Origin of the sequence: Streptomyces glaucus (assembly GCF_039533365.1) — a bacterium.
In the GTDB taxonomy this organism is placed as follows: domain Bacteria; phylum Actinomycetota; class Actinomycetes; order Streptomycetales; family Streptomycetaceae; genus Streptomyces; species Streptomyces glaucus.
Genome location: NZ_BAAATK010000051.1, coordinates 32,284 through 44,569, shown reverse-complemented (window position 1 = coordinate 44,569; position 12,286 = coordinate 32,284). Strand labels below are relative to the sequence as shown.

The following is a 12,286-nucleotide window of genomic DNA, read 5'->3' as shown; positions in this document are numbered from 1 at the left end:
CGCGCGGATCAGCGCGGCCGCCGCCGCGTCGACGTCGGCCTCGCAGCTCCAGCGGCCCAGTGACAGCCGCAGCGCCCCCAGTGCCCGGCCGACGGGCAGGCCCATGGCGCGGAGCACCGGAGACGGGGCGTGGGCGCCGCTGTGGCAGGCCGAACCGGTCGAGGCCGCGATCCGCGGGCAGGCGGCGAGCAGTTCGTGTCCGAGGGTGCCGTCGATGCTGACGTTCAGCGTGTTCGGCAGGCGCGCCCCGGCCGGCCCGTTGAGACGGACCCGGCCGGGCAGCGCGTCGGCCAGGCGCCGGTGCAGCGCGTCGCGCAGCGCGGCGACCCGCCCGGCCCGGCCGTCGGCGAGTTCCCGGCCCGCGAGCCGGGAGGCGGTGCCCAGGGCGACCGCCAGGGCGACGTTCTCCGTGCCGGCGCGCAGGCCGCGTTCCTGGCCGCCGCCGTAGACGACCGGCTCCAGCCGTACGCCGTCGCGTACGAACAGGGCGGCCGTGGCCTTGGGCGCGTACATCTTGTGTCCGACCATGGTCAGCAGATCGGCGCCCAGCCGCCGGACGTCGAGGGGGATCTTCCCGGCGGCCTGGGCGCCGTCGCAGTGGAACAGCGCGCCGTGGGCGTGGGCGAGGGCGGCGAGTTCGGCGACGGGCTGGAGAGCGCCGGTCTCGTTGTTGGCGGCCATCACCGACACCAGCACCGTCTCCCCGGTGAGGGCGGCGGCGAGGGCGGCCGGGTCGACCAGCCCGTCACCGGTCACCGGCAGCACCGTCACCCGTACGCCGTGCAGGCGCCGCAGGGCACGGGCCGTCTCCAGCACGGCCGGATGCTCGGTGGCCTGGGTGATGAGGTGCGGCCGGGCGCGGCCGGAGGCCAGCACCGCGCCGCGCAGGGCGAGCAGGTCCGCTTCGGAGCCCGAGGAGGTGAACACGATCTCGTGGGGTTCGGCTCCGATCAGGGCGGCCACCTGTGCGCGCGCCTCGGCGAGCGCCCGGCGCGGGACCTCGGCGCAGGAGTGACTGCTGGAGGGGTTGCCGAAGAAGCCGGTCAGGTACGGCGCCATCGCCTCGGCGACCCGCGGGTCGACGGGGGTGGTGGCGTTGTAGTCCAGGTAGACCGGCCCGCCGGGGTGCTCCGGAGGCGGCGGGAGCGGGCCGGGCACACCGGCTCCGCCGCGTCGACGGGCAGCTGCGCCGGGCGCCGCTCGGCCGGGCCGTCGCTGCGCCGGATGGCGCGCCGCCCGCGGCCGGCCGGCGGCCGCACCGCGGCACGGGCCGGGACGCGGTGCCCGCCACGGCGGTACGCGACGCTCCCGGTGCTCTCGGGCAGCGCGTCGGTGCGGCCGGCCGTCTCGCCCGGGGCGAGCGGATCCAGCGGCTGCGGGCGCTGTCCACCGGCCGACGCCTCGCCGCCGGCCGCGGACGCGTCACACGGCCGTGCCTTCGCACGCGGGGCCGGCCGTGTCCCCGGACGCGGGACGGCGGCCTCCGCCGGGAGATCCTCCATGATCCATGGAATACCGCACGCGGGCGCCGGATGCGGTGATCACACGGCCGCCGATGCGGTGATCGTGCGGCCGCCGGCCGAACTCCGGGCCGGCCCCGGCGGGCCGCCGCGACCGCGCCGGCGGCGAGGCCCGAGGGGCCGGCCGGGCGTCTCCGGGCAGCGCTCCGGCCGGGCGCACGGGCGGGTCCCCGGCTTCCGCCTCAGGAGGACTCACGCACCATCAGTTCCGTGGGGAGCGTCAACTGCTGCCGTCCCGCGGCGACTTCGGTGATCTCGGTGAGCAGGATCCGGGCCATCGTCCGGCCGAGCTCCTCGACCGGCTGGCGCACCGTGGTCAGCGGCGGGTTGGTGTGGCGGGCGAGGACGGAGTCCTCGAAACCGACGACGGCGACGTCACCCGGCACCTGCCGTCCCTGGCAACGCAGTTCGGCCAGGGCGCCGACGGCCATGAGGTCGGAGGCGGCGAAGACGGCGTCCAGGTCCGGGGCGCGTTCAAGGAGCGAACGCATCGCCCGACGGCCGCCCTCCTCCGTGAAGTCACCGAATTCGACCAGGGATTCGTCGGCCGGCACCCCCGCCGCGCGGTGGGCGTCGCGCCACCCGGCGAGCCGGCTGCGGCCGACGTCCATGTCGAGCGCCCCGGTGATGGTCGCGACGCGTCTTCTGCCTCTGCCCAGCAGGTGCCGGACGGCGGCGGCGGCGCCCCCGGCGTTGTCGGAGTCGACGTAGCTCAGCCGCTCCCGCTCGTCGCGGCGGCCGGCCAGCACGGTGGGCAGCCCCATCTCCTCCAGCATGCCCGGCAGCCGGTCGTGGGCGTGGACCGAGACCAGCAGCACGCCGTCGACCCGGCGGGTCGCCACCGACGCGGTCAGCTGGTCCCGTTCGGACTGGTCGCGCACGAGCATCAGCTGCAACTGGGTCCGGGTTTCGGCGAGCGCACCGCTGACACCGCGGATCAGTCCCGCGAAGAACGGCTCCGAACCGAGCCGGCTCTCCGACTCCGGGATCACCAGCGCCACCGCGTTGGTCCGGTTGGTCACCAGGCCGCGGGCGACCGAGTTGGGGACGTAGTTGAGCTCCTTGATCGCCGCCAGGACCCTGGCCCGCGCGTCGGCGCTGACGAGGTCCGAGCCGTTGATGACGCGGGACACCGTCGTCCGTCCCACCCCGGCTCGGGCGGCGACCGTCTTGATGGTGGGGCGGCGGTTCCCTGTCATGCGCTCCTCCCTCGGTGACCGCGGCGGCAGCGGCCGCGGACTGACCAGCGGCAATTGTGGCAGACGCCATGGCCGAAGCAGCACCCCACCGGGCCTACCAAACGAACGGAGGCACCGGCTCCAGCAACAAGTTGCGTTCACGTTATTGACACAGGGCGTCTGCCGGGACGAGTCTTCCACCCGTCGGTGGGCACGTTCCCACCCACCGGTGGGTACGTTCCCACCGATCGTCACAGCCGCCCTGGACATCACGGGACTTGTCACTCCGGTGCGTCAGCGCCGTCGCTTGGAGGAAGAAACATGGGCACTGTTCACAGGTCGTCGCGTACGAGAGCGGTCGCGCTGGTCGCGGCCGCCGGTGCGCTCTCGCTCGTCGTCGGCTGCAGCAGCAGCGACGACTCCGTGACGGGCGGCGGCAAGAAGGACGGCAAGGTCGTCATCACCATGGGCATGTACGGGGTGATGGGCTTCAAGGAGACGGGCCTGCTGGAGCAGTACGAGAAGGAGAACCCGAACGTCGACATCCAGGCCGAGGTGGCCGGCGACGAGCAGACGTACTACACCGCCCTGCAGACCAGGCTCGCCGCCGGCAAGGGCCTGAAGGACATTCAGGGCATCGAGATCGGCCGGGCCAAGGAGATCGTCGACACCCAGGCCGGCAAGTTCGCGGACTTCTCGGACGTGGCGGGCACCGACCACTTCCTGCCGTGGAAGCAGTCCCAGATCACCACCGAGGACGGCAAGGTGCTGGGCCTGGGCACCGACATCGGCCCGATGGCCGTCTGCTACCGCAGGGACTACTTCGAGAAGGCCGGCCTGCCCACCGACCGCGAGGAGGTCGCCAAGCTGTGGGAGGGCAGCTGGGAGAAGTACGTCGAGGTCGGCCGCACCTTCAAGAAGGACTTCAAGGGCGGTGACGTGGCGTACATGGACGCGGCCAGCGGCCTGTTCAACGCCATGGTCTACGGCTACCCGGAGCAGTACTACAACGCCAAGGGCGACCTGATCTACGACACCAACCCGGCCGTCAAGGAGGCCTGGAACCTCGCCGCCGAGGCGGCCGAGGACGGGCTGAGCGCCAAGCTCCGCCAGTTCCAGCCGGGCTGGGACCCGGGACTGGCCAACGGCACGTTCGCCACGGCCGTCTGCCCGGCCTGGATGCTCGGCCACATCGGTGAGAAGGCCGGCGAGCAGAACAAGGGCAAGTGGGACGTCGCCAAGGCCCCCAAGGGCGCCAACTGGGGCGGTTCCTTCCTCGGCGTGGTCGAGCAGAGCCCGGTGAAGGAGGAGGCCAAGAAGCTCGTCGCCTGGCTGACCGCGCCGGAGCAGCAGGCCCACATCTTCCAGAAGCAGGGCAGCGTCCCGTCCTCGCAGAAGGCGCTGGAGAGCACCGAGGTCAAGAGCGTCACCGCGGAGTACTTCAACAACGCCCCGATCGGCCGGATCTTCGGCGAGGCCGCTCAGGAGATCCCGGACAAGCAGGTCCTCGGCCGCAAGGACGGCACGATCAAGGACACCTTCTCCCAGGGCCTGACCCTGATCGAGCAGCAGGGCGCCTCGCGCGACGAGGCGTGGAAGACCACCGCGGACCGCATCGAGAAGGCGGTCGGCTGACCCGCCGCCCCTCCGGCCGCCGGACCCGCCCGCGTTCCGTCGTCGGGTCCGGCGGCCCCGGCTCACCCATCTGTTCTCAGGAAGGAAGTCCGGTGGCCACCTCCACCACCAAGGCCCAGGTCGGCGAGGGGCGTGAAGGCCCGTCCCCGAAGCCGGGCGGCGCGGGCGCCGGCCGGCGACGCGGCGCGCTGCTGCACCGGCTGGACGTCAAGGGCGCGCCCTACGCGTTCGTCGCACCGTTCTTCGTCGTGTTCGCCGCGTTCAGCTTCTACCCCCTCGTCTACACCTCCTGGATCTCCCTGCACCGGGTGGAACTGGCCACCCTCGACGTCATGGAGTGGGTGGCGTTCGACAACTACGTCGAGCTGTGGAACGACTCCCGGTTCTGGAACGCGCTGCTGAACACCATCACGATCGGCGTCATCTCCACGGTGCCGCAGCTGCTGATGGCCCTCGGCCTGGCCCACCTGCTCAACTACCGGATGCGCGGTTCGCTGTTCTTCCGCGTCGCCTCGCTCGTGCCCTACGCCACCTCCGTCGGCGCCGCCGCCCTCGTGTTCACCATGCTCTTCGAGCGGGACTTCGGCATGATCAACTGGGCGCTCGGCCTGGTCGGCGCCGACCCGGTGGACTGGGAGGCCGACAAGTGGCCCGCGCAGATCGCGATCTCCACCATCGTCATCTGGCGCTGGACCGGCTACAACGCGCTGCTCTACCTGGCCGCCATGCAGGCCATCCCCGCCGACCGGTACGAGGCCGCCGCCCTGGACGGCGCCTCCCGCTGGAAGCAGTTCACCCACGTCACCGTCCCCGGGATCCGCTCCACCATCGTCTTCACCATCGTGCTCTCCACCATCGGCGCGACCCAGCTGTTCGGCGAACCGCTGATCTTCGGCCAGGGGCCCAACGGCGTGACCGGCGGCGCGGACAACCAGTACCAGACGCTGGGTCTGCTGCTGTACGAGGAGGGCTGGAAGAACTACCAGATGGGCCGCTCGGCGACCGTCGCCTGGGCGATGTTCCTGCTGCTCGTCCTCGTCTTCGTGGCGCAGCGCCTGATCGGGCGCCTGCGCTCCCGCACGTCCTGACCAGGAGACGCCATGACCACAGAAAGCCTCCCGGTCCGGACGGACAGCCCGGCCCGGACCTCCCCGCAGAAGACCGCCGCCGGCCGCGGTGGCCGCCGGCTGCTGAGGCAGCGCGCCGGCCGCCAGCACCACGCGGGCCCGCTCGCCTACGTGCTGCTCGCGATCACGGCGATCCTGTCGATCTTCCCGCTGTACTGGACGATGGTGGCGGCCTCCACCGACAACACCCGCGTCAGCCAGACACCGCCGCCGTTCCTGCCCGGCCCGAACCTCTTCGACAACCTCGCCCGCGCCTGGGACGAGGCGGCGATGGGCAAGGCCATGATCAACAGCACGATCGTGGCCGGGACCATCGCCCTGTCCACGGTGTTCTTCGCGACGCTGGCCGGATTCGCCTTCGCCAAGCTGCGGTTCAAGGGCCGCAACGTCCTGCTCATGCTGGTGATCGGCACCATGATGGTGCCGCCGCAGCTCGGTGTCGTGCCGCTGTTCATGATGATGTCCGAGCTGGGCTGGTCGCAGCAGCTGCCCGCGGTCATCTTCCCCACCCTGGTCAGCGCGGTCGGCGTCTTCTTCATGCGGCAGTACCTGTCGGAGGCGCTGCCGGACGAGCTGGTCGAGGCCGGCCGCGTGGACGGCGCGCACTCACTGCGGATCTTCTGGAGCATCGTGCTGCCCATCGCGCGCCCCGCGATGGCGGTGCTGTTCATGATCACGTTCGTGCACGCCTGGAACGACTTCTTCTGGCCGTTCGTGGTACTCGACATGACCAACCCGACGGTCCCCGTCGCCCTCACCCAGCTCAGCGCCGGCTACATCCGCGACCAGTCCCTGATCATGGCGGGCGCGCTCCTCGGCACGCTGCCGCTGCTGGCGATGTTCATCGTGTTCGGCCGCCAGATCGTCAGCGGCATCATGCAGGGCGCCGTCAAGGGCTGACCCGCCGAACCGACCCCCGGGCCCCTTCCGGCGCCCGGACCCCGGGGCGGGGCGGGCCACCCCCCGGTTCCCCCGGCGGCCCGCCCCGCGCGCCGCCCGGGCACCGCGCATCCGCTCGGCCCGTACGCGCCCCCACCCCCTCACCCGAAAGGACACACGTGGTCACCGCAGCACAGCAGCAGACCGCATCCGCCCCGGACACCGACCGCACCTTCCCGGAGGGCTTCCTCTGGGGCACCGCGACCGCCTCCTACCAGATCGAGGGGGCCGCGGCCGAGGACGGCCGCACGCCGTCCATCTGGGACACCTACGCCCGCACCCCGGGCCGGGTCCGCAACGGCGACACCGGGGACATCGCCACCGACCACTACCACCGCTGGCGCGAGGACGTCGCCCTCATGGCCGAACTCGGCATCGGCGCCTACCGCTTCTCCCTGGCCTGGCCGCGGATCCAGCCCACCGGCCGCGGTCCCGCCGTGCAGAAGGGGCTCGACTTCTACCGGCGTCTCGTCGACGAGCTGCTGGACAAGGGCATCCAGCCCGTCGCCACCCTCTACCACTGGGACCTGCCGCAGGAGCTGGAGGACGCGGGCGGCTGGCCGGAGCGCGCCACCGCCGAACGGTTCGCCGAGTACGCGGCCCTGGCCGCCGACGCCCTCGGTGACCGGGTGAAGACGTGGACCACCCTCAACGAGCCCTGGTGCAGCGCCTTCCTCGGGTACGGCTCCGGTGTGCACGCCCCCGGCCGCACCGATCCGGTCGCCGCCCTGCGCGCCGCCCACCACCTCAACCTGGCCCACGGGCTGGCCGTGCAGGCGCTGCGCGACCGGATCCCGGCGGACGCCCGGTGCTCGGTCACGCTCAACGTCCACCACGTGCGTCCGCGCACCGACAGCGGCGCCGACGCCGACGCCGCCCGCCGCATCGACGCACTGGCCAACCGGGTCTTCACCGGCCCGATGCTGAGCGGCGCCTACCCGGAGGACCTCTTCAAGGACACCGCCGCGCTGACCGACTGGTCCTTCGTGCGCGACGGCGACCTCGCGCAGATCCACCAGCCGCTGGACTTCCTCGGCGTCAACTACTACTCGCCCACGCTCGTCTCCCAGGCGGACGGCAGCGGCACCCACACCTCCGACGGGCACGGCAACAGCACCCACAGCCCGTGGCCGGCGGCCGACGGGGTCGCCTTCCACCAGCCCCCGGGCGACACCACCGCCATGGGCTGGGCCATCGACCCGACCGGCCTGTACGAACTGCTGCAGCGGCTGGCCGCCGACTTCCCCCGGCTGCCGCTGGTCATCACCGAGAACGGCGCCGCGTTCCACGACTACGCCGACCCCGAGGGCAACGTCAACGACCCGGAGCGGATCGCCTACCTGCGCGGCCACCTGGCCGCCGTGCACCAGGCCGTCCAGGACGGCGTGGACGTCCGCGGCTACTTCCTGTGGTCCCTGCTGGACAACTTCGAATGGGCCCACGGCTACAGCAAGCGCTTCGGCATCGTCTACGTCGACTACCCGACCGGCACGCGCATCCCCAAGGCCAGCGCCCGCTGGTACGCCCAGGTGGCCCGCACCGGCGTCCTGCCCGGAGCCTGACCCCGGCCCGGTGCGGCGCCCACCGCCCCGCACGACGCCGCACCGCGAGCCCGCCCCCGACGCCCGGTCCACCGGGTCCCGGGGGCGGGCTCGTCCTGCGTCGAGGGGCCCGCGCCCGGCCCCGGCGCCGGCGCGCCACGGCCGACCGAGGGGCGGCGGACCGCCGTGGCGCGCCGGCCGCCCCTCCCGGTCGCGGCCGCCCGGCCGTCACTCCCCCGGGTAGCGCACCCCGATCCGCTCCCGCACCGTGTCCAGGACCTCCATGACCGCGAGGGTGTCGGCCAGCGGCACCAGCGGCGACTCGGTCAGGCCCGCCCGCAGGCAGCGCATCACCTCCCTGGCCTGGTGTCCGTAGCCGTTGCCCTCCTGCGGCGGGGCGGTGACGGTCTGCGGCTCGTGGCCGTCGCGGTGCAGCACGAAGGAGCGCGGGTTGAAGAAGTCCGCCGGTATCTCGATGCGTCCCGCGGTTCCGTACACCGCCGCCCGGTGCTCGTCACGGGCGAGCAGGGAGCACGACAGCACGGCCATCGCCCCGTCGGGGTATCCGAGCAGGACACCGGTCTGCGCGTCGACGCCCTGCGGGGACAGGCACGCGTGGGCGGTGACGGTGTCCGGGGTCCCGAGCAGCAGGTGCGCGAAGGAGACGGGGTAGGTGCCCAGGTCGAGCAGGGCGCCGCCGCCCGCCGCCGGGTCCCACAGCCGGTGCTCCGGCGGTGCGGTCACCCGTTCCCCGAAGGAGGCGTGCAGCGCGCGGACCTCGCCGATGGCGCCGTCGGCCACCAGGTCCGCGACACGGAGCACGGTGGGGTTGACGCGGGTCCACATCGCCTCCATCAGGAACAGGCCCTGTTTGCCAGCCAGTTCGGCCAGCTCGCGGGCCTGCCGGCCGCTGAGCGAGAACGGCTTCTCGCACAGCACCGGTTTGCCCGCCTCCAGGCAGGCCGTCGCCGCCGGCACGTGGTGGGCGTGCGGAGTGGCCACGTAGACGACGTCCACCTCCGGGTCGGCCGCCAGCTCTTGCCAGCTGCCGTGGGCCCGGGGAATGCCGAACCTCGCCGCGAACCGCCGCGCGGCGTCCGCCGACCGGGACCCGACCGCGGTGACCTGCGCGTCCGGCAGACGCAGCAGGTCCTCGGTGAAGGCGGCGGCCATGCCGCCGGTCGCCAGGATGCCCCAGCGGATGGGCTGTTCGCTCACGTGCTTCTCCCGCTTCGATGATGGTCGCAGAACTGCCCCCGCACTCTATGGGCACGTTCCCACCCATGGCGAGACCCGGTCCGCCCGACAGCGCGCGACCGGCTCGCGGGCGCCGGACGGGAGTGGGCCGGCCGCGCGGGAAGCAGCCGCGGGCGCCCTCGCCGCACGGGCGGGCCGTGGCGCGGGGCGGCGGGAAGTCACCCGTCCGCTCCGCGGCGCGCCGTGTTCCCGCGCGGGGTGAGGGTGGCGTGGGGAAGGGCGGGGGCGGGAAGGCGCTCCCCGGCGTAGCCGTCGACCGTTCCGAACCGGTCGGAGGCGTTCTGCCACGCCTGCCTGGCCGCGACGATGTCCTCGTGGCTGCGGCCGACGAAATTCCACCACATGACGATCTCCTCCTGGAACGGCGTCCCGCCCAGCAGCACGGTCCGGGCGGGGGCGTCCGTCTCGTTCGTCAGGGTCAGCGTGGCGTGTCCGGCGTCCAGGCAGCCCAGCTCCGCCGGGCGCAGCAGGGTCCCGGCGAACCGGACCTCGCCCTCGTCGACGAGGAGGCCGTGCTCGAAGGCGGGGTCCGTCTCCAGTGCGACGGTCGCGCGCGGCGCGAGGAGGAGTTCGGCGCCGAGCAGGGGCGTGAAGGTCGGCACCGGGGAGGCGGCGCCGGCGAGGGTGCCGAGGAAGACCCTGACGTCGGCTCCGTCCAGCCGGACCGGCTCCGGGACGTAGTGCCGGAAGTCGCGGCCGGTGTCGCGGTGTTCCCCGGGCAGGGCCACCCACAGCTGCACGCCGTGCAGGACCGTGGTGCGGGGGGTGGAGACCTCGGAGTGGCTGATGCCGCGGCCTCCCGTCATCAGGTTCAGCTCACCGGGCCGGACCAGGGCGTGGCTGCCCAGGCTGTCGCGGTGTTCGATCTCTCCGCTGAACAGCCAGCTCACGGTCTGCAGTCCGGTGTGCGGATGGGGGGCGACGTCCATGCCGCCGGTGTGGGCCACGTCGTCGGGGCCGTAGTGGTCGAGGAAGCACCAGGCCCCGATCAGCGTCCGGTCCCGCTGCGGCAGCGTGCGCCGTACCGTCATCGCCCGCGGGCCGCCCAGCGGCACGGCCCGCGGCGGCAGTACGCCGGCCTGCCCCGCGGGCGCGCCGCGGCCCGCGGCCTCGCAGCGCGGTCCGGCGGGCCGCACCTCGGAGTTGCTCATCGCACGCCCCTCTCACCAAAGGTAGTTTGATATTCAACAATCATGTCGATGGTAAGTCTCCGCCCCGTAGAGTGCACGGCACAAGGAGCGAGGGACGCCAGATCCACGAAGGAGTCCGGGTTGAGCGACACGGCAGCAGGCCCCGAGGGCCGGCGGGTCTTCATCGACAAGCAGAACCCCAAGGTCTACCACGCCCTGTTCGAGACGGCCGTGGAGGCCCGCGCGGCCGCCGCCGACGCGGGCCTGGACCGCGTCCTCGTGGAGCTGGTCAACCTCCGCGTGTCGCAGATCAACGCCTGCGCCTACTGCCTCGCCCTGCACACCCGGGCCGCGCTGCGCGCGGGCGAGACCCCGCAGCGGCTGGGGGTGCTGGCCGCCTGGCGCGACACCGAGGTGTTCACGGCCCGGGAACGCGCGGCGCTCGCCCTGGCCGAGGCCGTCACCGAGCCCGCGGACGCCGCCCTCCAGGAGGACGCCTACGAGGCGGCGCGCCGGGTCTTCACCGACGACGAGCTGTCCGCGGTGATCTGGGTGGCGATCACCATCAACGCCTTCAACCGGGTCTCCGTGCTGAGCAAGCACCCGGTGCGCGCCGTCCCCCGGCAGGAGCGCGACGCCTGACGGGCCCGGAACGGCGGAAGGGGTTCTGCTCCCGCACGGGTGCGGGAGCAGAACCCCTCGGTCGAGCGCTGGGCAGGCCTTGCACCTGCATCTCCCCACGGGAAGCGGGGCGTCTTTCCTTGGACCACCAACGCACGTCTCACCGCCCGTCCTCGAGCGGCTCGCGCAAGATCCATATTACCGTGGTCACGGCGGTGGTACGCACCGGCCGCCGGCCGACGGAGCGGCCCGGGCGCCCGGCCGCGCCCCGCATCCGCCGTCCGCCGCGGCGGACGGCCGGTGCGTCAGGGCCGCTTCGGGTCCCGCCCCGGCGGGGCCGTGCTCTCCCGCAGCACCAGCCGCGTCGGCACCAGCGTGGTGCCCCGCTCCGGGCCCTCCTGGCGCATCTTGCGCAGCACGGCCTCGACACAGAGCCGTCCCACCTCGGCGAAGTCCTGGTGGACGGTGGTCAGCGGCGGCAGGAAGGACGACGCCTCGGGGATGTCGTCGAAACCGATGACGCTGACGTCCTCGGGCACCCGCCGGCCGCGTTCGTGCAGGGCCCGCAGCAGGCCGAGGGCCATCTGGTCGTTGGCCGCGAAGACGGCCGTGCAGTCCTCGCGGGCCGCGAGTTCGAGCCCGGCGCGGTAGCCCGACTCCGCCGACCAGTCCCCCCGGATCAGCGGCGGCGGGACGCGGCCGGCCTCGGTGAGGGCGGCGCGCCAGGCGTCCGTGCGGCGCTGCGCGGCGAAGGAGTCCGCCGGGCCGCCCAGGTGCCACACCGTCCGGTGGCCGAGGTCGAGCAGGTGCTGCACGGCGGCGCGGGTGCCGCCGGCCTGGTCGGTGTCGACGACCGTGTAGTGGTCGCCGGCGTCGGAGTCGACGACCACGACCTGGACGTGCGGCGGCAGGGTGATCGTCACCGCGTCGAGCAGGTGGACCTCCATGATGACGATCACCGCGTCGACGGCGAGCTCCTCCAGCCGGGAGAACGCGCCGCGCACCTCGTCCTGCGTGGGCACGGCGACCGGGAGCAGCGTCACCGCGTAGCCCTCGCGCGCCGCGGAGGTGGCGATCGCCTCCAGGGTCCGCACGTTGCCGGTGGTGGCGAGCGTGAAGGTGATGACGCCGATGGTGCGGAACTCGCCGCGCTTGAGCGCGCGGGCCGCGCTGTTGGGCCGGTAGCCGAGCTCCTTCATCGCGGCCAGCACCTGACGGCGGGTCTCCTCGTGCACTCCGGCATAGCCGTTGGAGACCCGGGAGACGGTCTGCGAGGAGACGCCCGCCAGGCGGGCCACGTCGGCCATCGAGGCCGTGGTCCGGACACCGCGCCGGGCG

The 12,286-nt window shown here is 73.3% G+C and carries 10 protein-coding genes; 5 read left to right on the top strand and 5 right to left on the bottom strand.

Features of this window, described 5'->3' with window-relative positions:
• Together ABD363_RS27590 and ABD363_RS27585 are read right to left on the bottom strand one after the other, a co-directional pair.
• Window positions 1–1,158 (bottom strand): cysteine desulfurase family protein (locus ABD363_RS27590; protein WP_344608309.1); only part of this gene is annotated, 1,158 nt, incomplete at its 3' end.
• A 544-nt stretch (window positions 1,159–1,702) separates the two neighbouring features.
• Entirely contained in the window at window positions 1,703–2,719 is a 1,017-nt protein-coding gene (locus tag ABD363_RS27585) for a LacI family DNA-binding transcriptional regulator (protein WP_344608307.1), read from the bottom strand.
• Between the two features lie 300 nt (window positions 2,720–3,019).
• Between ABD363_RS27585 and ABD363_RS27580 the strand changes: the two genes are divergently transcribed.
• The 4 genes from ABD363_RS27580 to ABD363_RS27565 all read left to right on the top strand — a co-directional run bounded on the left by ABD363_RS27580 (window position 3,020) and on the right by ABD363_RS27565 (window position 7,961).
• The gene (locus ABD363_RS27580) at window positions 3,020–4,333 is read left to right on the top strand and encodes an ABC transporter substrate-binding protein (RefSeq protein ID WP_344608306.1); all 1,314 of its coding nucleotides are present in this window, start codon (window positions 3,020–3,022) and stop codon (window positions 4,331–4,333) included.
• A 92-nt stretch (window positions 4,334–4,425) separates the two neighbouring features.
• Entirely contained in the window at window positions 4,426–5,421 is a 996-nt protein-coding gene (locus tag ABD363_RS27575) for a carbohydrate ABC transporter permease (protein WP_344608304.1), read from the top strand.
• Window positions 5,422–5,433: 12 nt separating this feature from the next.
• Window positions 5,434–6,360, top strand: a complete 927-nt coding sequence (locus tag ABD363_RS27570) for a carbohydrate ABC transporter permease (protein ID WP_344608302.1) — start codon at window positions 5,434–5,436, stop codon at window positions 6,358–6,360.
• A 158-nt stretch (window positions 6,361–6,518) separates the two neighbouring features.
• Complete coding sequence (locus tag ABD363_RS27565) at window positions 6,519–7,961, top strand: GH1 family beta-glucosidase (RefSeq protein ID WP_344608300.1); 1,443 nt, start codon at window positions 6,519–6,521, stop codon at window positions 7,959–7,961.
• Between the two features lie 207 nt (window positions 7,962–8,168).
• Here ABD363_RS27565 and ABD363_RS27560 read toward each other — a convergent pair whose 3' ends face one another.
• Both ABD363_RS27560 and ABD363_RS27555 read right to left on the bottom strand, forming a co-directional pair.
• Complete coding sequence (locus ABD363_RS27560; RefSeq protein ID WP_344608298.1) at window positions 8,169–9,158, bottom strand: Gfo/Idh/MocA family protein; 990 nt, start codon at window positions 9,156–9,158, stop codon at window positions 8,169–8,171.
• A 197-nt stretch (window positions 9,159–9,355) separates the two neighbouring features.
• Window positions 9,356–10,348: a pirin family protein gene (locus tag ABD363_RS27555; protein WP_344608296.1), complete on the bottom strand. Its 993-nt coding sequence runs from the start codon at window positions 10,346–10,348 to the stop codon at window positions 9,356–9,358.
• Between the two features lie 120 nt (window positions 10,349–10,468).
• Between ABD363_RS27555 and ABD363_RS27550 the strand changes: the two genes are divergently transcribed.
• Entirely contained in the window at window positions 10,469–10,969 is a 501-nt protein-coding gene (locus ABD363_RS27550; protein ID WP_344608294.1) for a carboxymuconolactone decarboxylase family protein, read from the top strand.
• A gap of 284 nt (window positions 10,970–11,253) precedes the next feature.
• Here ABD363_RS27550 and ABD363_RS27545 read toward each other — a convergent pair whose 3' ends face one another.
• Complete coding sequence (locus ABD363_RS27545; RefSeq protein WP_344608311.1) at window positions 11,254–12,255, bottom strand: LacI family DNA-binding transcriptional regulator; 1,002 nt, start codon at window positions 12,253–12,255, stop codon at window positions 11,254–11,256.
• Between the last annotated feature and the right edge of the window lie 31 nt (window positions 12,256–12,286).